This window comes from Micromonospora sp. NPDC006766, from assembly GCF_040636055.1.
In the GTDB taxonomy this organism is placed as follows: domain Bacteria; phylum Actinomycetota; class Actinomycetes; order Mycobacteriales; family Micromonosporaceae; genus Micromonospora.
Window position 1 is genome coordinate 414,856 of sequence record NZ_JBEYIX010000001.1, and the last position, 23,277, is coordinate 438,132.

A 23,277-nucleotide genomic window follows, 5' to 3' on the forward strand; every position below is an offset into this window, starting at 1 on the left:
GTCACACCTCCCTGGAGTCCGAGCCGGCGACGACATTGGCCGGCTCCCGCTCGGCGACCACGCGCGTGATGCGCGGGCTCGGTGGTACCTGAAGATCCATCGGTGGCAGCGGGAAGCTGCCGTGCGGACGACTGTTGACCTGCTCCTGGAGCGTCGGCTGCGGCTCCTTCTTCTTGGTCGGCCAGAAGAGCGTGATCAGCAGCAGCACACCGGCGCTGATGCCGGTGGCGAGCAGCCGGTCCCTGGTCTCCCAGCCCTCGATCGAGCGCAGCCCGCTCAGCACCAGGATCCAGACCAGGTTGATCGGCAGCAGGACCTTCCAGCCGAAGCGCATGAACTGGTCGTACCGGAGCCGGGGCAGGGTGCCCCGCAGCCAGACGAAGACGAAGACCAGGAGGACCACCTTCGCGAAGAACCAGAGCATCGGCCACCAACCGGAGTTGGCGCCGGCCCAGAAGGTGGTGATCGGGGCCGGGGCCCGCCAGCCGCCGAGGAAGAGCGTCGTGGTGACCGCGGACATGGTCACCATCGAGACGTACTCGGCGAGCATGAAGAGCGCGAACTTCAGCGAGCTGTACTCGGTCATGAAGCCGGCGACCAGCTCCGACTCCGCCTCGGGCAGGTCGAACGGCGCCCGGTTGGTCTCGCCGACGGTGGCGATGAAGAAGATGACGAAGCTCGGCAGCAGAAGAATGGCGTACCAGCCCGGCGCCGGGACCTCGGCCCCCAGGATGTTCAGCCGCGTCCCGTCCGCCTGGGCGGCGACGATCCCACTGGTGGACATCGTGCCGGCGGTCATGAACACGGCCACGATGCTCAGCCCCATCGCGACCTCGTACGAGATCATCTGGGCGGTGGACCGGAGGCCGCCGAGCAGCGGGTAGGTCGAGCCGGAGGCCCAACCGCCGAGCACGATGCCGTAGATGCCCATCGAGGAACAGGCCAGCAGCACCAGCACCGCCACCGGCACGTCGGTGACCTGCAGCGGCGTGTGGTGTCCGGCGATGCTGACCATCGGGCCGAACGGCACCACCGACAGCGCGGTGACCGCGCAGATCACCGAGATGGTCGGGGCGAAGAAGTAGACGACCTTGTCCGCGGCCCGCGGCAGGATGTCCTCCTTGAAGGCCATCTTCAGACCGTCGGCGAGCGTCTGCAGCAGGCCGAACGGGCCGACCTGGTTGGGCCCGGGCCGGACCTGCATGTAACCGACGACCCGCCGCTCGAACCAGACGCCGAGCAGCGTGGCGAGCAGGCCGAAGACGAACGCGAAAACGATCTTCCCGAGGACCAGCCACCACGGGTCCTTGCCGAAGTCGGCCAGCGTCGGGTCCTGCGCGGCCAGGATGACCGGGCTCATTGAACACCCCCTGCGTTGAGGAGCGAACCCGGGCGACCGGCCGCATCGCCGACCGCGCCGGCGGAGATCTGTACGATCCCGCCGGCCGCCGCGCCGAGGCTGCGCCGGACGGTCGAGCCGGGTGAGTTGGTCGGCAGCCAGACGACGCCGTCCGGCATCTCGGTGATCGCCGCCGGCAGGGTGATCGCGCCGCGGGCGGTACCCACGGTCACCGGGTCGCCGTCGGCCACGCCGATCGCCTCGGCGGTGCCCTTGCCCAGCCGGACCACCGGCGGGCGGGCGGTGCCGGCGAGGTGCTCGTCACCATCGGTGAGGGTGCCCAGGTCGACCAGCTGGTGCCAGGTGGCCAGCACGGCCTCGCCCGGCCCAGGCTGCCGGACGGCGGCCGGCTCGACGCTGGGGACGGCCGGGGAATCCGCCCGGGTCGCCGGCAGCCCGCCCAGCTCCCGGCGGACGCCCAACACGTCGCCGGTGCCGAGCCGGACGTCGAGCTGCGCGGCCAGCGCGTCGAGCACCCGGCCGTCGCTCATCGCCGCGGTGTCCAGCACCTTCTCGAAGGTGCGCAGCCGGCCCTCCCAGTCCAGGAAGCTGCCGGCCTTCTCGACCACCGGGGCGACCGGGAGGACCACGTCCGCCCGGCGGGCCACCGCGCTCATCCGCAGCTCGAGGCTGACCAGGAACGGCACCGCGTCCAGGGCCTGCTCGGCCAGGCGCGGGTCGGCCAGGTCGGCCGGGTCCACACCGGCCACCACGAGGGCGCCGAGTTGACCGTTGGCCGCCGCGGCGAGGATGCCGTCGGTGTCCCGGCCGGTCTGGCTCGGAATCACCCCGGCGGCGAGGTCCCACGCCTCGCCCAGCTCGGCGCGGGCGGCCGGCTCGGTGACCGGGCGGCCACCGGGGAGCAGGTTGGGCAGGCAGCCCGCGTCGACCGCGCCGCGGTCGCCCGCGCGCCGCGGCACCCAGGCCAGCTTCGCGCCGGTACGCCGGGCCACGTCCGCCGCGGCGGACAGCCCGCCGGGCACTGCACCCAGCCGCTCGCCGACGATCAGGATCGCCCCCGGCCGGCTCAGCGCCTCGGTCACCGTGGCGTGCTCGGCCAGCACGCTGGCCTCCTCGCCCGGCACCACCCGGGCCAGCTTGGCCCCGAGCTTCTCCAGGCCCCGAGTGGCGAACGGCGCGATCGCGTACACGGCGAGCTTGTTCTTCAGGTACGCCTTGCGCAGCCGCAGGAAGAGGATCGGGCACTCCTCCTCCGGCTCCAGGCCGACCAGCACCACCGCGGGCGCGTTCTCGACGTCCGAGTAGGTCACGTCGGTGACCCCGGCGACGCTGCTGGCCAGGAAGTCGGCCTCCTCGCGGGAGACCGGGCGGGCCCGGAAGTCGATGTCGTTGGTGTGCAGTGCCACCCGGGCGAACTTCGCGTACGCGTAGGCGTCCTCGACGGTCAGCCGGCCGCCGGTCAGCACCGCCGTGCCCGACCCGCCGTCGCGGGCCGCGCGCAGCCCCTCGGCGGCCCGCGTCAGCGCCTCACTCCAGGACGCCTCGCGCAGCTCACCGGTGTGCTCGTCGCGCACCAGCGGCGTGGTGAGCCGGTCGAACGCGCGGGCGTACTGGAAGCCCCAGCGGCCCTTGTCGCAGTTCCACTCCTCGTTCACCGCCGGGTCGTCGCCAGCCAGCCGGCGCATCACCTTGCCGCGCCGCCAGTCGGTGCGCTGGGCGCAGCCGGCCGAGCAGTGCTCGCAGACGCTCGGGGTGGAGACCAGGTCAAACGGGCGGGCCCGGAACCGGTACTGCGCGCCGGTCAGCGCGCCCACCGGGCAGATCTGCACGGTGTTGCCGGAGAAGTACGAGTTGAACGGGACATCACCCGCGTCGCCCTCCTCGCCGTACGCGTCGTCCCGGTAAATGTTGATCTCCTCGTGCGAGGAGCGTCCCATCAGGTCGATGAACTTGTCGCCGGCGATCTCCTCAGAGAACCGGGTGCAGCGCTGGCAGAGCACGCAGCGCTCGCGGTCGAGCAGCACCTGGGTGCTGATCGGCAGCGGCTTCGGGTATTCCCGCTTGTGCTCGTGGAAGCGGGAGTCCGTGCGACCGGTGGACATCGCCTGGTTCTGCAGCGGGCACTCGCCGCCCTTGTCACACATCGGGCAGTCCAGGGGGTGGTTGAGGAGCAGCAGCTCCATCACCCCCTCCTGTGCCTTCTTGGCGACCGGCGAGGTGAGCTGGGTGCGGACCACCATGCCCTCGGCGACGGTCTGGGTGCAGGAGGCGACCGGCTTGCGCTGGCCCTCCACCTCCACCAGGCACTGCCGGCAGGCGCCGGCCGGGGCCAGCAGCGGGTGGTCGCAGAAACGGGGGATCTCGGTACCCAACTGCTCGGCGACCCGGATCAGCAGCGCCCCCTTGGGCGCGGTGACCTGAACGCCGTCGATGGTCAGGGTGACCGTCTCGGTCTGCTTGGCTACGTCGGTCATCAGTGCGCTCCCACCAGCTGCTTGTCCGACAGCTTCGGCGCGGTACGTCCCTCGATGTAGTCGAGGTAGTCCTGCTTGAAGTAGTTCAGCGACGAGGTCACCGAGCTGGTCGCACCGTCACCCAGACCGCAGAACGAGCGGCCGAGGATGTTGTCGCAGGTGTCGAGCAGGGTGTCCAGGTCCTCGTGGGTGCCCTGGCCGGCGAGGATCCGCCGATAGACCCGGACCATCCAGTAGTTGCCCTCCCGGCACGGGGTGCACTTGCCGCACGACTCGTGGTGGTAGAACTCCAGCCACCGGTAGGTCGCGTACACCGGGCAGTCCTGGTCGGAGAAGATCTGCGTGGCCGTGGTGCCCAGGATCGAGCCGGCCGCCGCCACCCCCTCGAAGTCCAACGGCACGTCCAGGTGGTCGGCCGTGAGCAGCGGGGTGGACGAGCCACCCGGGGTCCAGAACCTCAGGTTGTGCCCGGGCTGCATCCCCCCGGCCAGCTCGATCAGCTCGCGCAGCGTGATCCCCATCGAGCACTCGTACTGGCCCGGGTTGGCGATCCGGCCGGAGAGCGAATAGATCATCGGGCCGGAGGACTTCTCCGTGCCCATGGTCTTCCACCAGTCGGCGCCGCCGAGCACGATGTACGGCACGCTGGCGATGGTGCCGACGTTGTTGACCACGGTCGGGCTGGCGTACAGGCCGTGGGTCGCCGGGAACGGCGGGCGCAGCCGGGGCTGACCCCGGAAGCCCTCCAGCGAGTCCAGCAGCGCGGTCTCCTCGCCGCAGATGTACGCCCCGGCGCCGGAGTGCACCACCAGCTCCAGGTCGAACCCGCTGCCGAGGACGTTCCGGCCCAGGTAGCCCTTGGCGTACGCCTCCTGCACGGCGTTGCGCAGCCGGCGGGCGGCGTGCACCGCCTCACCGCGGATGTAGATGTAGGCCCGGCTGGCCCGGATCGCGTACGAGGCGATGATCACGCCCTCGACCAGCGAGTGCGGGTCGTGGGCCATCAGCGGCAGGTCCTTGCAGGTGCCCGGCTCGCCCTCGTCGGCGTTCACCACCAGGTAGTGCGGCTTGCCGTCGCCCTGCGGGATGAACCCCCATTTGAGACCGGTCGGGAAGCCCGCGCCGCCGCGCCCGCGCAGGCCGGAGTCCTTGATCAGCTGGATCAGGTCGTCCGGGTGCGCCTTGAGCGCCTTGCGCAGGGCGGCGTAGCCGTCCAGCTTCTCGTAGGTGCCGATCCGCCAGGCGTCCGGCGACAGCCAGCGCTTGGTCAGTACCGGCGTGAGCTTGGCCAGCGTCTCCGGCCGAGGCGTCGTCACTTCTGGGCCTCCGCTTCCTTGCTGCGGATCGGGGTGTTCGGGTCGAACCCCGGCACCGAGATGCCGTGCCGCTCGGCTAGCCGCACGCCGCGCAGGGTCGGCTCGCCCGGCCCGCCGTCGGCGACCGCGCCCTCCCGCTCGTCGGCGAAGCCGGCGAGCTGCACGGCCATCTCCTTCAGCGTGCAGAGCCGCGCGCCCCGGGTCGGCATCGGCCGGCCCCCGGCCCGCAGCTCCTCGACGACGCCGAGCGCGGCCTGCGCGTCAACGTTGTCGAAGAAGTCGTAGTTGACCGTCATCACCGGTCCGTAGTCGCACGCCGCCAGGCACTCGGCGTGCTCCAGGGTGATCTTGCCGTCCTCGGTGGTCTCGTCATGCCCGACGCCCAGGTGCTCGGCCAGGGTGTCGTAGACCTCCTGGCCGCCCAGCACGTTGCACATCGTGTTGGTGCAGACGCTGACCAGGTAGTCGCCGGTCGGCTTGCGCTTGTACATGGTGTAGAAGGTGGCCACCGCGCCGACCTGGGCCTTGTTCAGGCCGAGCACCTCGGCGCAGAACTCGACGCCGGCCGGGGAGACGTACCCCTCCTCCGCCTGGACCAGGTGCAGCAGCGGCAGCAGCGCCGAGCGGGACCGGTCCGCCGGGTACCGGGCGATGATCTCCCGCGCCCGGGCCCGGGTCTCTTCCGTAAACACACTCATCGGTCACAACCACCCATCACGGGGTCCAGCGAGGCGCCACCGGCGATCACGTCGGCGATCAGGCCACCCTCGGCCATCGCCGGGAGCGCCTGGAGGTTGACGAAGCTCGGCTCCCGGTAGTGCACCCGGTACGGCCGGGTGCCACCGTCGGAGACGGCGTGCACGCCCAACTCGCCGCGGGGCGACTCGATGCCGACGTACACCTGGCCCGGCGGGACCCGGAAGCCCTCGGTGACGAGCTTGAAGTGATGGATCAACGATTCCATCGACTGACCCATGATCTTGGCGACGTGCTCCAGCGAGTTGCCCATCCCGTCGACGCCGATGGCCAGCTGCGCCGGCCAGGCGATCTTCTTGTCGGACACCATCACCGGGCCCGGCTTGGCCAGCCGGTCCACCGCCTGCTCGACCAGCTTCAGCGACTCGCGGATCTCGGCGAGCCGAACCAGGTAGCGGCCCCAGACGTCGCCGCCGGTGTGGGTCGGGACGTCGAACTCGTACGTCTCGTAGCCGCAGTACGGCATCGTCTTGCGCAGGTCCCAGGCGAGACCTGCGGAGCGCAGCACCGGGCCGGTGACGCCCAGCGCGAGGCAGGCGGTCACGTCCAGCACGGCCACGTTCTTGGTGCGCTCGGTCCAGATCGGCTGGCCGGAGAGGAGGTCCTCGTACTCCTTGAGCTTCTTCGGCATCATCTTGAGGAAGTTCCGGATCTTGACGATCGCGTCGTCCGGCACGTCCTGCGCCACCCCGCCCGGCCGCACGTACGCGTGGTTCATGCGCAGGCCGGTGATGGTCTCGAAGATGTCGAGGATGTACTCCCGCTCGCGGAAGCCGTACAGCATGATCGAAATCGCGCCCAGCTCCATGCCGGTGGTGGCCAGCCAGACCAGGTGCGAGGAGATCCGGTTGAGCTCCATCATGAGCACCCGGATGGTGGTGGCCCGCTCGGTCACGTCGTCGGTGATGCCGAGCAGCTTCTCCACCGCCAGCGCGTACGCCGTCTCGTTGAACAGCGGGGAGAGGTAGTCCATCCGGGTCACGAAGGTCGAGCCCTGGACCCAGTTGCGGTATTCGAGGTTTTTCTCGATGCCGGTGTGCAGGTAGCCGATGACCGAGCGGGCCTCGCGGACCGTCTCGCCCTCCAACTCCAGAACCAGCCGGAGCACGCCGTGCGTCGACGGGTGCTGCGGGCCCATGTTGACGACGATCCGCTCGTCGTTGATCGGGTCGGTGCCGGAGACGACCGTGTCCCAGTCTCCACCGGTGACGGTGAAGACCTTGCCCTCGGTGGTCTCGCGCTCGGCCGCGTAGTTCGACGTCGTCACTGGTACGACCTCCGCTTGTCCGGCGGCGGGATCTCCGCGCCCTTGTACTCGACGGGCACGCCGCCGAGGGGGTAGTCCTTGCGCTGCGGGTGCCCCTCCCAGTCGTCCGGCATGAGGATCCGGGTCAGGGCGGGGTGGCCGTCGAAGACGACGCCGAACATGTCGTACGTCTCCCGCTCCTGCCAGTCGGCGGTCGGGTAGACGCTGGTGACGCTCGGCAGGTGCGGGTCCTCGGCGGAGACCGCGGCCTCCAGCCGGACCCGGCGCCGGTAGGTCATCGAGGTGAGCTGGTAGACGACGTGCAGCCGGCGCTCGTCCGCGCCCAGGTAGTCCACCCCGGACACCGAGGAGCAGAGCTCGAAGCGCAGCGCCAGATCGTCGCGCATCACCTGGCAGACCTCGGCGATCCGCTCCGGGCGGACGTGCAGGGTCAGCTCGCCCCGGTCGACCACGATCTTTTCGATCGCGTCGCCGAACTCGGGGTACGCCTCCTCCAGCGCGTCCCGGACCTCGTCGAAGTAGCCGCCGTACGGCCGGGGGCTCTCCTCGATCGGCTGGCGCGGGCGGACCAGGCCGCCGTAGCCGGAGACGTCGCCGCTGCCGCGTACGCCGAACATGCCACGGCCGGCGGGGCTGGCCGGCGGGTACTCGGCCGGGGCGCCGCCGGTGGCCCCGGCCGGGGTGGCCGGCGCCGGCACGCCACCGTTGGTGGTCCTGTCGTCAGTTGCGCTCACTTCGGGCCCCCATGCGGGTGGAGGTGGTTCTGGGCCTTCATCCAGTTCTCAACTCGCAGTTGCTCCTCGCGCCCCTCGCGGACCGCCCTGGTCCACTCGGCACGCCGGGCCTTGTCGTTGCGGTACGACGACGGCATCGAGCCGTACGGCACCACGGGCACGTCACCGCGCTCCTGGCGAGCCTGGAGCATCTTGCGGCCGTTCGGACCGAGCGGCTCGTGGCCGATCTTCTCGCGGAGCTTGAGGACCGCGTCGATGAGCATCTCGGGCCGGGGCGGGCAGCCCGGGAGGTACATGTCGACCGGGACAACGTGGTCGACGCCCTGCACGATGGCGTAGTTGTTGAACATGCCGCCGCTGCTGGCGCAGACGCCCATCGAGAGCACCCAGCGGGGCTCGGCCATCTGGTCGTAGATCTGGCGCAGGACCGGGGCCATCTTCTGACTCACCCGGCCGGCCACGATCATCAGGTCCGCCTGCCGGGGCGAGGCCCGGAAGACCTCCATGCCCCAGCGGCCCATGTCGTAGTGCGGACCACCGGCCGCCATCATCTCGATGGCGCAGCAGGCCAGGCCGAAAGTGGCGCCCCAGACGGACGACTTCCGCGACCAGTTGACCAGCTTCTCGACGGTGGTGAGCAGGACGCCGGAGGGAAGTTTCTCCTCGATACCCATCTGCCGTACCTCCCTCAGTCCCAGTCCAGGCCGCCGCGCCGCCAGACGTAGGCGTAGGCGACGAAGACCGCGACGATGAACAGGACCATCTCCACGAAGCCGAAGATCGGCAGAGCGTCGAAAGAGACCGCCCAGGGGTAGAGGAAGATGATCTCGATGTCGAAGACGATGAAAAGCATCGCCGTCAGGAAGAACTTGATCGGGAACCGGCCGCCGCCGCCGACCGGCTGCGGGCTCGGCTCGATGCCGCACTCGTACGCCTCGAGCTTGGCCTTGTTCAGCCGCCGGGGGCCGGCGAGTCGGGCGGAGGCCACGGAGAACAGCGCGAATCCCGCGGCGAGGGCGAGAAGCCCGATGATGGGTGCGTAAGGAGAGAGCGTCATCGTTGTCTCCTGCTCATCCTTCCGTGACCTCGGTCGTTAGCGAAAATCACACTATTCACGTCCCTCATGACCTCGGCCGGCGGGGTCGATCTCTGGCCGTTCCGTGGGGCGACGGCGCCCCTCGGGACGGGGTCTACACGGCTGGCGCCACCTTCGTCATCGCGTTGATGACCCGGTCCATCGCGTCCCCGCCGCGCGGGTCGGTCAGGTTCGCCAGGAGCTTGAGCACGAAGCGCATCAACATCGGATGCGGCATGCCGTGCTTGGTGGCCAGCCGCATGACCTCCGGGCGGCCGATCAGCTTCACGAAGACCCCGCCGAGCCGGTAGTAGCCGCCGAAACGGGCCTTCAGCTCCTGCGGGTACGCCTGCAGCGCCCGCTCCCGCTCGGTGCCGGCGGGCCGAGCCAGCGCCTGCACCGCCACCTCGGCGGCCAACTCGCCGGACTCCATCGCGTACGCGATGCCCTCGCCGTTGAACGGGTTGACCATGCCGCCGGAGTCGCCGACCAGCAGCACGCCCCGGGTGTAGTGCGGCACCCGGTTGAAGCCCATCGGCAACGCGGCGCCGCCGATCGGGCCCTCCGCGTTCGCCTCGTCGGTCATCCCCCACTCCTCGGGGGTGTTGGCCAGCCAGTCGGTGAGCAGCCGCCGGTAGTTGGTCTTGCCGAAGGCGGCGGAGGAGTTGAGCACGCCCAGGCCGACGTTGACCCGACCGTCGCCGAGACCGAAGATCCAGCCGTAGCCGGGCAGCAGCGCGTCGCTGCCCTTGGCCCGCAGCTCCAGCCAGGACTCGAGGTAGTTGTCGTCGTGCTTCGCGGGCGAGCGGTAGTAGCGGCGGACCGCCACCCCGATCGGTCGGTCCTCCCGCTTGGGCAGACCGAGGGCGAGCGGGAACCGGCCGGAGACGCCGTCCGCGGCGACCACCAGCGGGGCGTGGAAGGTGGCCGGCTCCTTGTCCGGGCCCACCTCGGCCGTCACCCCGATCACCCGGTCGTCGGCGCCGAGCACCGGACCGGTCACGTTCACGCCGGTCCGCAGCTTCGCCCCGGCGGCGACGGCCCGCTGGGCGAGCAGGTCGTCGAAGTCGAGCCGGGTCCGGACCAGGCCGTAGTTGGGGAAGCTGGCCAGGTCGGGCCAGTCCAGTTCGAGGCGTACCCCGCCACCGATCACCCGGAGGCCCTTGTTGTGCAGCCAGCCGGCCTCGGGCGAGGTGTCCACACCCATCCGGACGAGCTGCCGCACGGCCCGGGGAGTGAGCCCGTCACCGCAGACCTTCTCCCGGGGGAACTCGGTCTTTTCCAGGAGCAACACGCGTACGCCGTGTCGAGCCAGGTGGTAAGCGGTTGCCGATCCTCCGGGACCGGCGCCCACGACGATCACGTCGGCGTCGTTCTCCACCGCGGTCATCTGCGCCTCCTCCCGCACGCTCGTGAAATGCTTCACAAGCCGATCGGGTTGGAGTCTATGGCGGGGATTACACCGACACCGGGTAAGGCATACCTAACTTTGTGGAAACGCGCCGGTCGGAGTCCACTTTGGCGTCACGGACGGGCCGATGCGGCAGGTCCGAGGCCGGCGTCGAGACGGATGGTCTCCGGCAGGTGCTCGCGCAACGCGCCGCCGGCCGCCCGGTCGAGCGCGGCCAGCACCTCGGCGACCACCTGGCGCACATCCGCGGGATCCGCGCCGGCCAACTCCTTGAGCTGCGCGATGAGTTCCGCGGCGTCGTCTTCCGTAGCCGCCTGCTCTGGTCCCATCATGGAGGCGAGCCTACGGGACTAAGTAGACCAAAAACGGAAATTCACGTAATTGGGTATTTTGCCCTCGGCGACGGCCCGTCGAGGTCGCCGTCAGTCCCGGACCGCCCGGTGCAGCGCGACGACGCCGCCGGTGAGGTTGCGCCAGGCCACCCGGCCCCACCCGGCCGCACCGATCCGCCCGGCGAGCGCCGCCTGGTCCGGCCAGGCCCGGATCGACTCGGCCAGGTAGACGTACGCGTCGGGGTTGCTGGAGACCGTCCGTGCCACCGCCGGCAGCGACCGCATCAGGTACGACAGGTAGATCGTGCGGAAGGCGGCGTTGACCGGGGTGCTGAACTCGCACACCACCAGCCGGCCGCCCGGCCTCGTCACCCGGGCCAGCTCGCGCAACGCCGCATCGGTGTCGCTCACGTTGCGCAGGGCGAAGGAGATGGTGACCGCGTCGAAGCTGCCGTCGGCGAAGGGCAGCCGCAGGGCATCCCCGGCCAGCAGCGGCACCCCCGGACGGGTCCGTTTGCCGGCGTGCAGCATGCCCAGCGACAGGTCGGCGCCCACCGCGTACGCCCCGGAGTGAGCCAGTTCCTCGGTCGACACGCCGGTGCCCGCGCCCACGTCCAGCACCCGCTCGCCGGGGCGCAGCCCGAGCGCCTCCCGGGTGGCCCGCCGCCAGAACCGGTCCTGCCCGAAGGAGAGCACGGTGTTGGTCAGGTCGTAGCGGGCCGCCACGCCGTCGAACATCGCGGCGACCTCGTGCGGCTGCTTGTCCAGGCTGGCGCGCTGGCCCTGCGGGGTACGGCTCACCCCTCCACTCTGCCAGCCGGTCGCCGACCCGCGTCCGACGGGTGCCCGGACCATTCCGTCGGAGAGCGCAAACAGCAGGGGCGGGATGGTGACCCATCCCGCCCCTACTGCCGTGCGTTATGTGAACGGCCCTCGCGGACCGATAAAGAATGACCGTCAGTCGGTCGACTTCTCGTCGGCCGGGGTCACCAGAACCACCCGACGCCGACGGGCGACCAGGAACAGCGCCCCACCCACGACGAGCACCGCCACGCCGATGCCACCGATCAGGCCGGCCTTGGCGCCGGTCACCGGCAGGCCGCCGCCGGCACCGCCCTCGGCCACGACGATGACCGCGAAGCCGTCGGTGTTGTCGCTCGCGTCGAGGTCGCCGTCGAGGTCCGCCTTCTTCAGCGGAGTCATGTTCGCCGGCTTGTGCTTGATCTTGAACGATTTCAGGGCGACATCCCTGGGCGGCAGGATCGGCTCGACCGAGACGGTGCCGCCGGTCAGCGCGCCGGCCTTGACGTCCTCGCTCACCGAGAGCAGGTGGTAGAAGATGCCGCCGGGGACGCCGTCATCACCGTCATCGCCTTCATCCGACGGGAGCAGCGGGACGTACGGCAAGTCAGGGTAGGTGCAGACGAGGGAGACGTGGTCCGCGGCCTCCTCGCACTGGGGCTCGGTGTCGGTGAAGGTCACGCCCTTGGGCAGCTTGACTGTCACCTTGAGGCCGGCGGTGGGCCGGTCGCCCTGGTTCCACACGGTGTAGATGAGCGGCGCAGTGTCGCCCGCGTGCAGATCACCGGCGAACTCGATTGCGCCGTTCTTGACCCTGACGGCGTTCTTCACATCGTCGGCCAGCACGAACAGATCCGCGCCGTTCTCCTTGGTGAACTCGACGTTCACCGACTTGGTGTTGTTGTCCTTGTTGGTGTCGTCCTTGGAGATGATCGTGAACTTCACCGGCGCGCTGTACGCCTTCTTCAGCGAATCCAGCGCCTTGATGAGCACGATCGGCAGGTCGATGGTCTCACCCGGACCCGGCAGACTGTCCTTGGCGGCGAAGCAGGTCCAGGCAGTCGGCTTCGCCTCGGTGCCCTCAAGCTCGCAGTCGCCGGTAATCAGAACCGGGACCACGGCCACCTTGGTCCAGTCGAGCTTCGAGACGTCGAGCCGGACGCCCAGCTCGGACGGGGTGTTCTCGCCCTTGTTGGTCACCTTGGCGAACGCCAGCTTGCCGACGGCGCCGTCGGCGACCCGGGTGCCCACCACGTCGAGCGCGAGGTCGGTCTCGGTGCCGGCGGCGTGTGCGGGTGCGCCGAAGGCCGCGAACGCCCCGGAGGCGAGCAGCGCGGCGGCGCCGAGCCGCACCAGCGGCCGGTTGCGGAAAATCATGGGTTCAATCCCCCTGCGGGATCGAAGAAAGTAGCGGGGACGATCGGGGACGTTAGCGGCCCACGATCACCCACGCCACCCCACACGCCGAGGCTTAACGGCCTGCTCACTTAAGAGTCAGCTAAGGATTGCCCGGATTGACGGGTCTTGCTATGACGCGGGCCCGCTGACACTCGGATGAACGGGCATCGGAAACTATCCGCGAAGACCGTCTGATGGCCTTTCGGCCAAGGCATCAGTTGACGTCCACGAGCGGGAGCGACTTGCCGACCCCGCCACCGGGCAGGGCGATCGAAGAGAAGTGCGAGACCACCCGGTCGTCGCTCGGGTCGTCGGCCGGCGTCCAGTGCACGGCGAGCCGGTGGTAGAGGGTGTCCCGCTGGGCGGGGATGCGGCCGGCGGTGCGGATCATGCCGATCAGCTCGTGCAGGTTGGAGCGGTGCCGGGCGCCGGCCGAGGAGATGACGTTCTCCTCCAGCATGATCGAGCCGAGGTCGTCCACGCCCATGTGCAGGGCGAGTTGGCCGACGTCCTTGCCGGTGGTCAGCCAGGATGCCTGCAGGTGCGGCACCGTCTCGAAGAAGATCCGGGCCACCGCGATCAGCCGCAGGTATTCCAGGGTGGTCGCCTGGGTGCGGCCCTTGAGGTGGTTGTTCTCCGGCTGGTACGTCCACGGGATGAACGCCCGGAAGCCCCCGGTACGGTCCTGCACGTCACGGATCATCCGCAGGTGCTCGATCCGCTCGGCGTTCGTCTCGCCGGTGCCCATCATCATCGTCGCGGTCGACTCGAGGCCCTGCCGGTGCGCCAACTCCATGACCTCCAGCCAGCGCGCACCCGACTCCTTGAGCGGGGCGATGGCCTGGCGCGGCCGGTCCGGCAGCATCTCGGCGCCGGCGCCGGCGATCGAATCCAGCCCGGCCACCTTGATCCGGGCGATCGCCTCGTCCAGGCTCACGCCGGAGACCTTGGCCATGTGCAGGATCTCGCTCGGGCCGATCGAGTGGATGGCCAGCTGCGGGTACGCCCGCTTGACCGAGGAGAACAACTCCTCGTAGTACTCCACGCCGTAGTCCGGGTGGTGGCCGCCCTGGAGCATCACCTGGGTGGCGCCCAACTCGACCGCCTCGCCGCAGCGGCGCAGGATCTCCTCGGTGGGGTGGGTCCACCCCTCCTTGTGCTTGGGCGCGCGGTAGAAGGCACAGAACTTGCACGCCGTCACGCAGACGTTCGTGTAGTTGATGTTGCGGTCGATCAGGTACGTGACGATGTTGTCCGGGTAGCGCCGCCGACGCACCGCGTCCGCCGCCTCGCCGAGTGCGTGGAAGGGCGCCTCGGTGTAGAGCAGCAGGGCCTCCTCGGGCGTGATCCGCCCGCCGTCCGCGCCGCGCTGCAGGATGTCGTCGATCTCCCGGCTCACCGTCACGCCCCCGAGCCTACGTCCCGAGCTTCACCGGCCGCCCGCGCCCCGTCCGGACGTGACACACACAGCGCTGGCAAACGACCAAGCCGTCCGCGAGCTTCGCGCCCTCGTTCAGCCACGGCTATCTTAGGCGGTCGGTGGAACGCCAGGGAGGTGTCCGGGCCGCGTTGACCTACATAGCGTTCCTTCGAGACGCGATTGGAGTGCGGAGCACCCGGAGGACGAACGGTCTTACGAACGCCCTTCCTGTCGAGCGCCGCTCAGATTCGCGGCCGCCCCCACCGCAGGGTCGCCGACGACCGGTGGCGCGAGCCGCCGATGTCACCGCCGGCCCTTCGGCCACCAGCCGGGCTGGCGGCTTCGCATTTCTAACTCGGCGCGGGCCGGCACGCCGCTGACGAAGGCGGACCAGGCCGCGCGATCGAAGGCCAGCACCGGCCGGCCGGGTCCTTGGAATCGCGTACGGCTATCGCGGCCGTACGACCCGGCCGACGCACCGGGGCCGATTCCGTCGGTCATCGAACGGTTCCGGCGGCGGGGGCGCACGGAGCAACCGCAGCCGTCCGAGGCGGCGCGCTACACCATGGTGCTTGTGCCGCCGGAAGCAACGGAGACACTCAGCGACGACCGGGCGAGGCCGGCCGACACCTATTCCGCGACACCGACTAACTAAGACCACGACCCCGCCCGCCTCCGCCACGCCAGTCAGCGTGGATCAAGGAGTTGTGGCGCTTCACAAATGCCGTGAATACGTCAACTCCAGGCGCCACAAGTCCATGATCGACGCCGAGGGGGTGGGGGGAGGGAGGGGAGGTTAGGCGTCGTAGTCGACTGTTAGGTGATCGGTTAGGGGGGTTGCTTGGCAGGTTAGGACGTAGCCGGCGGCTACCTCGTCGGGCTCCAGGGCGTAGTTGCGGGCCATGGTCACCTCGCCGGAGACCACCTTGGCCTTGCAGGTCGAGCAGACCCCGCCCTTGCAGGCGTACGGCAGCTCGCCGCGGACCTTCAGCGCGGCGTCCAGCACCCGCTCGTCGCGGCCCATGGTGAAGCTGGACGAGCGCCCGTCGAGCATGATCGTCACCTCGGCGCCGCTGCCCGGCTCGTCGTCGGGGCGGCGGACCGGCTCCGGCGGCGCGTCCACGTGGAACAGCTCGGTGCGCACCGCCGACTCCGGCAGGCCCCGGCCGGTGAGCACCGCCTTGGCGTCCACCACCATCCCGTACGGGCCGCAGAGGAACCATTCCTCGATGGCGTCACCGGGGACGACGGTGTCCAGCAGCCGGGCCAGCCGCTCGGCGTCGATCCGGCCGGACAGCAGCGGCGACTCGCCCTGCTCCCGGGAGAGCACATGCACCAGGTGCAATCGGGTGGGATACCGGTCCTTCAGGTCGGCCAGTTCCTCGGCGAACATGACCGAGTTGGCGGTGCGGTTGCCGTACACCAGGGTGAAGGTGCTGGCCGGCTCGACGGCCAGCGCGGTCGCGACCAGCGCGAGCACCGGGGTGATCCCGGAACCGGCGACCACCGCGCCATAGTGGCGGACCCGGTCCGGCGCGAACGCCGTGGTGAAGTTGCCGAGCGGAGGCAGCACGTCGATGGTGTCGCCGTCGCGCAGGGCGCCGCAGGCGTACGCGGAGAAGGCACCGCCGGGGATCTCCCGCACCCCGATCCGCAGCCGGCCGTGCCGCGCCAGCTCCTGCGGTGTCGAGCAGATCGAGTACGACCGCCGCACGTCCTCTCCACCCTCGCTGGCGCGACGGACAGTGAGGTGCTGGCCGGCGGAGAACGCGAAGGTTTCCCGCAGCTCCTCGGGTACGGCGAAGGTGATCGCCACGGCGTCGTCGGTGAGCCGATCGACAGCGATGACCGGCAGCGGGTGGAAGGCCGGCCGGCGACGGACCGGTCGGGTGATGGTGACAGTCACAGCGCCTTCACATGGTCGAAGGGTTCGAGGCAGGAGCGGCAGCGCCAGAGCGCCTTGCAGGCGGTGGAGCCGAAGCGGCTGACCTGTTCGGTATCCACGGATCCGCAGCGCGGGCAGCGGACGGCGAGGGTCAGCGGCACGACGTTGCCCGCCCGGGTCGGCGCGGGTGGGGCGATCCCGGCGGCGGCGAGCTTGGCCCGGCCGCGCTCCGAGATCCAGTCCGTGCTCCACGCCGGGGAGTGCACCGTGCGGATCTCGGCGTCGGGGTGACCGGCGGCGGCCAGCGCCCGGCGGATGTCGGCGCGGATCACGTCCATCGCCGGGCAGCCGGTGTAGGTGGGGGTGATGGTGACGACCACCCGGCCGGTGGCCGGGTCCTCGTCAACCGACCGGAGGATGCCCAGCTCGTCGATGGTGATGACCCGGATCTCCGGGTCCACCACCGCCGCCACGGCCGCCTTCGGGTCACTCACCACTGCGCCCCGGGGTGGGCGCGGTGCAGCACCTGCATCTCGGCCAGCAGGTAAGAAAGGTGTTCGGTGTGGATGCCGTTCCGGCCGCCGCCGGGCGCCCAGCCGGCCGCCAGACGGGTCAGCGTCGCCTCGGCCAGCACGGCGTCGACGCAGGTGTCGAAGTCGGCCCGCAGGGTGGCCGGGTCGACCGGGGCCGCCGGGGCGGCCGCGAACAGCTCGTGGGTGTACGGCCACACCTGGTCCACCGCCGCCTGCATCCGGCGGTGCGACTCCTCGGTGCCGTCGCCGAGCCGCCTCACCCAGAGCGCGGCGTGATCCAGGTGGTACGCGGACTCCTTGCGGGCCTTCGCGCCGATCGCGGCGAGCCGCTCGTCGGCGCACCCGGCCAGCGCGGTGTAGAGCGGAAGCTGGTACGCGGCCAGGAAGAACAGCTTCGCCATGGTGACCGCGAAGTCGCCGTTGGGCAGCTCGACCAGGAGGCAGTTGCGAAACTCCCGGTCGTCGCGGAGGTACGCCAGCGCGTCCTCGTCCCGGCCGGCGCCCTCCAACTCGCCCGCGTACGTGAGCAGGAGTCGGGCCGCGCCGAGCTGGTCGAGGGCGATGTTCGCCAGCGCGATGTCCTCCTCCATCTCCGGCGCATGGGAGGTCCACTCGCCGAGCCGCTGCGCGGCGATCAGCGCGTCGTCGCCGAGGGCGAGGGTGAAGTCAAACGGGCCGTTCACAGGTGAGCCACCCCGTCCGGCACCTGGTAGAAGGTGGGGTGGCGGTAGACCTTGTCGGCGGCCGGGTCGAAGAAGGCGTCCTTCTCGTCGGGGCTGGACGCGGTGATCGCGCTGGCCGGCACCACCCAGATGGAGACGCCCTCCTGCCGGCGGGTGTAGAGGTCTCGGGCGTTACGCAGGGCCAGCTCGGCGTCGGGCGCGTGCAGGCTGCCGACGTGGGTGTGTGACAACCCGCGCCGGGCCCGCACAAAAACCTCCCACAGCGGGGTCTGTTCCTTGGTCACGCCGCCACCTTCTCCTTGTTCTTCTCCGCCCGCTTCGCGGCGTACGCCGCGGCGGCCTCACGCACCCAGGCACCCTCCTCGTGGGCGCGGCACCGGTGCGCCATGCGCTCCCGGTTGCACGGCCCGTTGCCCTTGATCACCTGCATGAGCTCGTCGTAGTCGGGCTGGGTGTAGTCGTACGACTGCCGCTCGGGATTCCAGCGCAGCTCCGGGTCGGGCAGGGTCAGCCCGAGGATCTCGGCCTGCTGCACGCACATGTCGACGAAGCGCTGGCGCAGCTCGTCGTTGGAGAACCGCTTGATCTTCCAGGCCATCGACTGGGCGGAGTGGGTCGAGTCGGTGTCCGGCGGGCCGAACATCGCCAGCGACGGGTACCACCACCGGTTCAACGCGTCCTGGGCCATGGCCTTCTGCGCCGGGGTGCCGTGGGCGAGGGTGTGCAGGATCTCGTAGCCCTGGCGCTGGTGGAACGACTCTTCCTTGCAGACCCGGATCATCGCCCGGGCGTACGGGCCGTAGGAGCAGCGACACAGCGGCACCTGGTTGACGATCGCCGCGCCGTCGACAAGCCAGCCGATCGCGCCCACGTCCGCCCAGGTCAGCGTCGGGTAGTTGAAGATCGAGCTGTACTTCTGCCGCCCGTTCAGCAGCAGCTCCACCAGCTCGTCCCGGCTGATCCCCAGCGTCTCGGCTGCGGCGTAGAGGTAGAGGCCGTGGCCGGCCTCGTCCTGCACCTTGGCCAACAGGATCGCCTTGCGCTTGAGTGAGGGGGCGCGGCTGATCCAGTTCCCCTCCGGCTGCATGCCGATGATCTCGGAGTGCGCGTGCTGGGCGATCTGCCGGATCAGCGTCTTCCGGTACGCCTCCGGCATCCAGTCGCGCGGCTCGATCTTCTGGTCGGCGGCGATCACGTCCGCGAAGTAAGCCTCGAGGTCGTCGTCGGGGGCGGGACCGCCACGTCGGCCCCGGGCCGCCGCCTCCCGCAGGGCTGCCTCCGCCGCCTCCACCTCGCCGAGCAGACCGCCGCCCGGACCGTCCTCGGGCGGAGCGAAGTCATTGCCATACATGAGGCCAGTGTTACAGCTTTCGGTCGCCGACACCAGAGGCTGTAACAGGTTTCGCCGGTCACCTCTCGCCGCCGGACGGTTGCTTGTGGTGACGGATGCGAACCACGTGTTCCTGTGACATCTGCCACGCATCGGCCACGAATCCTCGCAAGGGCAACGCAACGGTCGATTGCCCCGCCTTCAGAGCGAGTTCCGAGGTGCCGATCCCTGGCAACCGGCCTGCCCGGAAGTAGACTTCCCCCGGCACACCGATCGGCTATCGACGATCGCCACCAGTTCCAGGTCATCCCCCCGGGGCCCGGCGATCAGGCCGAACATCTCGGAAAAGCCGGTCCCCCGGCCAGACATCTGGAGTTCACCCACTGATGCGCCCTCGCGTGACCCTGATGCTCGCCACCGTGGCGGTCCTCGTCGGTGTCGTCACGCTGGCGCCCGCCGCCGTCCGCCTCGTCACCGACGACAGCGGGGGCACTGGCGCTGGTGCCGGTGCTGAACCGTCCCCCCTGTCCCCGCCCACCCTGGCCGCCGGGCCGGTCTCGGTGGACTTCCAGGGTGACTTCTTCGGCTGGGCCCTGCTGGACCGCTCGACCGGCAAGATCGACGGCTCGAACAACATGAGCGAGACCAACTCGGCCGAGTCGGTGCTCAAGGCCTGGATCGTCTCCGACTATCTGCGCCAACTCGGCAGCAAGAATCCGCCGACGGTGTTGCAAACGGCGGCGAGCCTGGCCATCCGGGACAGCAATGACGAGGCGGCAGACGAGGTCTACTTCGCCGCTGGCGGCTCGTACCGGACGCAGCCGGACGGCAAGCCGGACCCGGTGATCCAGCGGGCCATCAAGATCTGCGGTCTCACCGACACCAGGCGCAGCAGTGTGGCCGGGAAGGCGGGCTGGTGGAGCTTCACCGAGATGTCACCTCGCGACGGCGTTCGGCTCGGTGACTGCATCGCCTCCGGCAAGGCCGCCGGCCCGAAGTGGACCACGTGGGTCCTGCACGAGATGAGCAATGTCCGGGGCAGTGTCAAGGACCAGCAGGCCCAATCGGGCGGCGGCAGGTGGGGCATCATCGACGGCCTGCCCGCCGAGATCAGGTCACCGGGCCCGGTGAGCATCAAGAACGGCTGGACCTTGCTCGCCTACGACGACAACTGGCACGTCAATTGCCTGGCCGTCACCAACAAGTGGAGCCTCGCCGTAATGATGCGTTACCCGGCCAGCCACGGCCTCGAATACGGCGCGCAGGTCTGCGCCAGCGTCGCCACGCAACTGGTGACCCCGCAGTCCGGCGCCGCCCTCCAGGTGCCGCAGTCGCCGGCCGGGAAGCTCTGATGGCCGGCAAGCGGCGCCGACCGGGCAGCCACCACCGGCCGCTGGCGTTCAGCGCGATCGCGGTGACCCTGGTCGGCCTGCTGCTCATTTCGCTTCGGCTGGTGCCCGGCTCCCCGCTGGGTCCCGCCGCCGACACGGGTCAGGCCATCGCGAGCGGCCGGTCCGCGGATACGGCCAACCGCAGCACCCGCCCCCAGTCGAGCCCTTCGCCGTCGCTGGAGCCGCTGCCGTTCACCCCCCAGAGCCTCGACGACCTCGACATCGAGGGCTGGTACGGCTGGAGCGTGCTGGACAAGCGCACGGGGAAGATCATCGGCTCGAAGAACATGACAGAAACCAGCACCACCGCTTCGATGGTCAAATCCTGGATCGTCGCCGACTACCTTCGGCGTACGGCCGAGGCCGGGCAGACCCCGAGCAGCGCGAAACTGGCCGACGCCACGAAGATCATCCGAGACAGCGACAACGTCCTCGCCCAGCGGTTCTACAACGACGTTGGCCGATCCGCCTCGATCAAGCGGCTCATCAAGACGTGCGGGCTGACCGACAGCAAGGTCTCCAGCGACGGCGGCTGGAGCGAGACCAATCTCTCCCCTCGGGACACCGCCCGACTCGGGCTCTGCATCGATGATGGCCGTGCCGCTGGGCCGAAGTGGACCGATTGGCTGCTCAACGAGATGCGGCTGGTCCGCGGCGCCGGTGACTTCGGCATCCGCAAGGTGTTCCCCGCCAAGGTGCAGAAGACCATCGCCATCAAGAACGGCTGGATCGACCGGCCCGAGAAGCAGGAGATGCACGTCAGCTGCATGGCCATCGGCGACACCTGGACGATGGGCGTGATGGTCCGCGCCCCGCTGAACCTGGGCTGGGACTACGCCATAGACAACTGCCAGAAGATCACCGAGGCGCTGCTCCGCCCCGCCACGTAGCCGAAGACTCAGCCGGCGAAGAACCGTGGCCCGTCCGCCGGCAGGGCGGGGGCCTCGCCGATCGCGGCGGCCCGCCGGGCGAACTCCCGCAGCCCGGCCACCTGCCGCTCGCCCAGCGAAAAGTCGAGGGTACGGAAGTAGGTCGCCAGCGTCGCCGCGTCGAACGGCTCCCAGCGGGCCCCCGCCTCGGCCACCTGGTCCAGCTCGGCGAGGCAGAGGTCACGCGAGCGCAGGAACGCCTCGTGCACCTCTTTGACCAGGCCGGGATGGGCGGCGGCGAAGTCCCTGCGTACCGCCCAGACGGCGAAGACCATCGGCAGGCCGGTCCAGTCCCGCCAGGCCTGCCCGAGGTCGGTCACCTGCAGGCCCTTGCGGGGCGCCTCGTAGAGGGCCCGCAGCGCCACGTCGCCGATCAGCACGCCGGCGTCGGCCTCCAGCAGCATCTGGGTCAGGTCGGGCGGGCAGCGGAAGTACTCCGGCCGCACCCCGTACCGCTCACCGAGCAGCAGCTGGGCCAGAAGCACCCCGGTGCGTGAGGTCGAGCCGAGCGCGACCCGAGCCCCGTCCAGCTCGGCGAGGGGTTTGGTGGAGACCACGTTGACCGAGAGCACCGGGCCGTCGCTGCCGACCGCCAGGCCCGGCAGGAGCAGCAGCTCGTCGGCGTGCCGCAGGTATTCCACGTGCGAGATCGGCCCGATGTCCAGGTCACCGGCGACCAGCGCGGCGTTCAACCGGTCCGGCGAGTCCTTGTGCAGGTCGACGTCGATCAGCGCGCCGGACCGCATCAGCCCCCAGTAGATCGGAAGGCAGTTCAGGAACTGAATGTGCCCGACCCGGGGGCGGGCGATGCGGTCAGCCATGACCTGACCGTATCCCCGCCCGGGGGTGCCGGTTCAGCGGGTGGGGACCGGAGTGGCCAACTCCGCATCCTTGGTCGAGGTCACCGGCGCGGTGGGGCGGCCCTCGGCGACCGCCTGCTCGGTCCGGATGGCCCGGATGACCGGCGGTACGACCAGCGCGACCACCAGCAGCCCGGCGGCCCCGCAGGCGGCGACCAGGGAGCGCGGGGTGGCCACCGCCAGCAGCAGGCCACCGAGCAGGAAGCCGACCATCGAGGCGCCCTGCACGGACCCACTGAGTGCCGCGTACGCCCGACCGCGCACCGCCTCGGGCACCCGCCGCGCCAGCAGCACGTTGTCGAAGACGTTCGCACCGCCGTTGGCCACGCCGCCGAGCAGCCAGAAGGGCACCAGCAGCAGCGCGGTGGGCACCGCGGCGGAGAGCAGGATCATCAGGCAGCAGCCGGCGATCAGGGCCAGGTAGCCGCCGAGCATCCGACCGTCGTCGGTCAGCCGCCGGGCGAGGCGGGCGAACAGCCACGCCCCGATCAGGATGCCGAGCGTCCACGCGCCGGTGACCAGCCCGTACATGGTGGTGGAGCTGCCCAGGGTCTCCCGGATGAAGAAGACCTCGACCACGTTGATCGCCGCGACCGCGGCGATCACCCCGGCGATGGTGACGATCATGGCAACCAGCAGCGGGTCCTGCCGCACCCGCCAACCGACGGCCGGTGCGGCCGTACCCGGGGTCGCCGCCGCGGTCGGGTGACGGCGGCCACCCCGGCGGGTCCGGATCAGCAGCCCGGCAACGACCAGCGCGAGGTAGCTGGCGGCGTCCAGCAGCAGCGGCACCCGGGTGCCGAACCCGCCGACCAGCACCCCGGCCAGCGCCGGGCCGGCGAGCGCGCCGAGCGTCCCGGCGGTCTGGTTGAGCGCGGCGGCCCGCGGCAGGTCCTCGGCCCGGACCATGTTAGGCACCAGCGCGGAGAGCACCGGCTGGGTGACCGCCAGGCCGGACGCGAGCAGCGCCACCAGCGCGATGACCACGGCCGGGTGCCCGGCGTACGCGAGGGCGAGGCAGACGGCCGCCTGGGCGAGACCGGCCCCGACCAGCAGGAGCCGGCTGTCGAACCGGTCGGCGAGGCGGCCGGTCAGTGGGGCGAGCACCGCCAGCGGCAGGGTGGCGGCAAGCATCAGCCCGGACACGGCGAGGCCGCCCGCCCCGGCGGATTGGAGGGCCAGCGTGAGGGCGGCCGCGGCGAGGAAGTCCCCGCAGGTGGAGGTGCCCCGGGCGGCGGTGACCAGCCAGACGTCGGACCAGCGCGACGGACCAGATGCGAAGGACATATTTCGAAAATAATCCTTCACACCTGATTGACACA

21 protein-coding genes and 1 pseudogene are annotated in these 23,277 nt (G+C 70.3%); 2 read left to right on the forward strand and 20 right to left on the reverse strand.

The window, feature by feature from the left end; genetic code table 11:
- Window position 1: 1 nt before the first annotated feature.
- The 18 genes and pseudogenes from nuoH to paaA all read right to left on the reverse strand — a co-directional run bounded on the left by nuoH (window position 2) and on the right by paaA (window position 18,796).
- Entirely contained in the window at window positions 2-1,360 is a 1,359-nt protein-coding gene (gene nuoH, locus ABZ671_RS02625; RefSeq protein WP_357849982.1) for an NADH-quinone oxidoreductase subunit NuoH, read from the reverse strand.
- The gene (locus ABZ671_RS02630) at window positions 1,357-3,834 is read right to left on the reverse strand and encodes an NADH-quinone oxidoreductase subunit G (RefSeq protein ID WP_357849985.1); all 2,478 of its coding nucleotides are present in this window, start codon (window positions 3,832-3,834) and stop codon (window positions 1,357-1,359) included. Before ABZ671_RS02630 ends, nuoH begins: the two co-directional genes overlap by 4 nt.
- Window positions 3,834-5,150: an NADH-quinone oxidoreductase subunit NuoF gene (gene nuoF / locus ABZ671_RS02635; protein ID WP_357849988.1), complete on the reverse strand. Its 1,317-nt coding sequence runs from the start codon at window positions 5,148-5,150 to the stop codon at window positions 3,834-3,836. Before nuoF ends, ABZ671_RS02630 begins: the two co-directional genes overlap by 1 nt.
- 8 nt (window positions 5,151-5,158) lie before the next feature.
- A pseudogene (gene nuoE, locus ABZ671_RS02640) lies at window positions 5,159-5,848 on the reverse strand (NADH-quinone oxidoreductase subunit NuoE); the annotation flags it as partial.
- Window positions 5,845-7,173 (reverse strand): NADH-quinone oxidoreductase subunit D, encoded by a 1,329-nt coding sequence (locus tag ABZ671_RS02645; RefSeq protein WP_357849991.1) that lies wholly within the window; start codon window positions 7,171-7,173, stop codon window positions 5,845-5,847. The pseudogene nuoE and the gene ABZ671_RS02645, both read right to left, overlap by 4 nt.
- Complete coding sequence (locus ABZ671_RS02650; RefSeq protein WP_357849994.1) at window positions 7,170-7,907, reverse strand: NADH-quinone oxidoreductase subunit C; 738 nt, start codon at window positions 7,905-7,907, stop codon at window positions 7,170-7,172. The genes ABZ671_RS02645 and ABZ671_RS02650 overlap by 4 nt, the downstream gene beginning before the upstream one ends.
- Window positions 7,904-8,581 (reverse strand): NADH-quinone oxidoreductase subunit B family protein, encoded by a 678-nt coding sequence (locus ABZ671_RS02655; RefSeq protein WP_357849997.1) that lies wholly within the window; start codon window positions 8,579-8,581, stop codon window positions 7,904-7,906. Before ABZ671_RS02655 ends, ABZ671_RS02650 begins: the two co-directional genes overlap by 4 nt.
- 14 nt (window positions 8,582-8,595) lie before the next feature.
- Window positions 8,596-8,964, reverse strand: a complete 369-nt coding sequence (locus ABZ671_RS02660; RefSeq protein ID WP_357850000.1) for an NADH-quinone oxidoreductase subunit A — start codon at window positions 8,962-8,964, stop codon at window positions 8,596-8,598.
- A gap of 133 nt (window positions 8,965-9,097) precedes the next feature.
- On the reverse strand, window positions 9,098-10,372 hold the full coding sequence (locus tag ABZ671_RS02665) for a geranylgeranyl reductase family protein (RefSeq protein ID WP_357850003.1): 1,275 nt from the start codon (window positions 10,370-10,372) through the stop codon (window positions 9,098-9,100).
- A gap of 134 nt (window positions 10,373-10,506) precedes the next feature.
- Window positions 10,507-10,725: a hypothetical protein gene (locus ABZ671_RS02670; protein ID WP_357850006.1), complete on the reverse strand. Its 219-nt coding sequence runs from the start codon at window positions 10,723-10,725 to the stop codon at window positions 10,507-10,509.
- A 90-nt stretch (window positions 10,726-10,815) separates the two neighbouring features.
- Window positions 10,816-11,526 (reverse strand): demethylmenaquinone methyltransferase, encoded by a 711-nt coding sequence (locus ABZ671_RS02675; RefSeq protein WP_357850009.1) that lies wholly within the window; start codon window positions 11,524-11,526, stop codon window positions 10,816-10,818.
- A gap of 156 nt (window positions 11,527-11,682) precedes the next feature.
- The gene (locus ABZ671_RS02680; RefSeq protein WP_357850012.1) at window positions 11,683-12,903 is read right to left on the reverse strand and encodes a hypothetical protein; all 1,221 of its coding nucleotides are present in this window, start codon (window positions 12,901-12,903) and stop codon (window positions 11,683-11,685) included.
- Window positions 12,904-13,138: 235 nt separating this feature from the next.
- Complete coding sequence (gene mqnC, locus ABZ671_RS02685; RefSeq protein ID WP_357850015.1) at window positions 13,139-14,329, reverse strand: cyclic dehypoxanthinyl futalosine synthase; 1,191 nt, start codon at window positions 14,327-14,329, stop codon at window positions 13,139-13,141.
- Between the two features lie 811 nt (window positions 14,330-15,140).
- Window positions 15,141-16,250, reverse strand: coding sequence for a 1,2-phenylacetyl-CoA epoxidase subunit PaaE (gene paaE / locus ABZ671_RS02690; protein WP_357850018.1), 1,110 nt, complete (start codon window positions 16,248-16,250; stop codon window positions 15,141-15,143).
- Window positions 16,247-16,723, reverse strand: a complete 477-nt coding sequence (paaD, locus tag ABZ671_RS02695) for a 1,2-phenylacetyl-CoA epoxidase subunit PaaD (RefSeq protein WP_357850021.1) — start codon at window positions 16,721-16,723, stop codon at window positions 16,247-16,249. Before paaD ends, paaE begins: the two co-directional genes overlap by 4 nt.
- Window positions 16,720-17,445: a 1,2-phenylacetyl-CoA epoxidase subunit PaaC gene (gene paaC, locus ABZ671_RS02700; RefSeq protein ID WP_357850024.1), complete on the reverse strand. Its 726-nt coding sequence runs from the start codon at window positions 17,443-17,445 to the stop codon at window positions 16,720-16,722. Before paaC ends, paaD begins: the two co-directional genes overlap by 4 nt.
- A complete protein-coding gene (gene paaB, locus ABZ671_RS02705; RefSeq protein WP_357850027.1) occupies window positions 17,442-17,729 on the reverse strand; it encodes a 1,2-phenylacetyl-CoA epoxidase subunit PaaB in 288 nt (95 codons plus the stop codon). Before paaB ends, paaC begins: the two co-directional genes overlap by 4 nt.
- A complete protein-coding gene (gene paaA / locus ABZ671_RS02710; protein WP_357850030.1) occupies window positions 17,726-18,796 on the reverse strand; it encodes a 1,2-phenylacetyl-CoA epoxidase subunit PaaA in 1,071 nt (356 codons plus the stop codon). The genes paaB and paaA overlap by 4 nt, the downstream gene beginning before the upstream one ends.
- A gap of 365 nt (window positions 18,797-19,161) precedes the next feature.
- Between paaA and ABZ671_RS02715 the strand changes: the two genes are divergently transcribed.
- Together ABZ671_RS02715 and ABZ671_RS02720 are read left to right on the forward strand one after the other, a co-directional pair.
- On the forward strand, window positions 19,162-20,127 hold the full coding sequence (locus tag ABZ671_RS02715) for a hypothetical protein (RefSeq protein ID WP_357850033.1): 966 nt from the start codon (window positions 19,162-19,164) through the stop codon (window positions 20,125-20,127).
- Window positions 20,127-21,056 carry a hypothetical protein gene (locus tag ABZ671_RS02720; RefSeq protein ID WP_357850036.1) on the forward strand — a complete coding sequence of 310 codons (930 nt, stop codon included), beginning with the start codon at window positions 20,127-20,129 and terminating at the stop codon, window positions 21,054-21,056. The genes ABZ671_RS02715 and ABZ671_RS02720 overlap by 1 nt, the downstream gene beginning before the upstream one ends.
- Window positions 21,057-21,064: 8 nt before the next feature.
- Here ABZ671_RS02720 and ABZ671_RS02725 read toward each other — a convergent pair whose 3' ends face one another.
- Window positions 21,065-21,916 (reverse strand): menaquinone biosynthesis protein, encoded by an 852-nt coding sequence (locus ABZ671_RS02725; protein WP_357850039.1) that lies wholly within the window; start codon window positions 21,914-21,916, stop codon window positions 21,065-21,067.
- 33 nt (window positions 21,917-21,949) lie between these two features.
- On the reverse strand, window positions 21,950-23,242 hold the full coding sequence (locus ABZ671_RS02730; protein ID WP_357850042.1) for an MFS transporter: 1,293 nt from the start codon (window positions 23,240-23,242) through the stop codon (window positions 21,950-21,952).
- Window positions 23,243-23,277: the final 35 nt, after the last annotated feature.

What these genes read in the sequence shown, in the direction of transcription:
- ABZ671_RS02680 (WP_357850012.1), bottom strand. Translation starts at nt 12,903, where the DNA reads ATGATTTTCCGCAACCGGCCGCTGGTGCGGCTCGGCGCCGCCGCGCTG.
- ABZ671_RS02630 (WP_357849985.1), bottom strand. Translation starts at nt 3,834, where the DNA reads ATGACCGACGTAGCCAAGCAGACCGAGACGGTCACCCTGACCATCGAC.
- ABZ671_RS02730 (WP_357850042.1), bottom strand. Translation starts at nt 23,242, where the DNA reads ATGTCCTTCGCATCTGGTCCGTCGCGCTGGTCCGACGTCTGGCTGGTC.
- paaA (WP_357850030.1), bottom strand. Translation starts at nt 18,796, where the DNA reads ATGTATGGCAATGACTTCGCTCCGCCCGAGGACGGTCCGGGCGGCGGT.
- ABZ671_RS02720 (WP_357850036.1), top strand. Translation starts at nt 20,127, where the DNA reads ATGGCCGGCAAGCGGCGCCGACCGGGCAGCCACCACCGGCCGCTGGCG.
- ABZ671_RS02670 (WP_357850006.1), bottom strand. Translation starts at nt 10,725, where the DNA reads ATGATGGGACCAGAGCAGGCGGCTACGGAAGACGACGCCGCGGAACTC.
- ABZ671_RS02725 (WP_357850039.1), bottom strand. Translation starts at nt 21,916, where the DNA reads ATGGCTGACCGCATCGCCCGCCCCCGGGTCGGGCACATTCAGTTCCTG.
- ABZ671_RS02665 (WP_357850003.1), bottom strand. Translation starts at nt 10,372, where the DNA reads ATGACCGCGGTGGAGAACGACGCCGACGTGATCGTCGTGGGCGCCGGT.
- nuoH (WP_357849982.1), bottom strand. Translation starts at nt 1,360, where the DNA reads ATGAGCCCGGTCATCCTGGCCGCGCAGGACCCGACGCTGGCCGACTTC.
- ABZ671_RS02660 (WP_357850000.1), bottom strand. Translation starts at nt 8,964, where the DNA reads ATGACGCTCTCTCCTTACGCACCCATCATCGGGCTTCTCGCCCTCGCC.
- ABZ671_RS02715 (WP_357850033.1), top strand. Translation starts at nt 19,162, where the DNA reads ATGCGCCCTCGCGTGACCCTGATGCTCGCCACCGTGGCGGTCCTCGTC.
- ABZ671_RS02655 (WP_357849997.1), bottom strand. Translation starts at nt 8,581, where the DNA reads ATGGGTATCGAGGAGAAACTTCCCTCCGGCGTCCTGCTCACCACCGTC.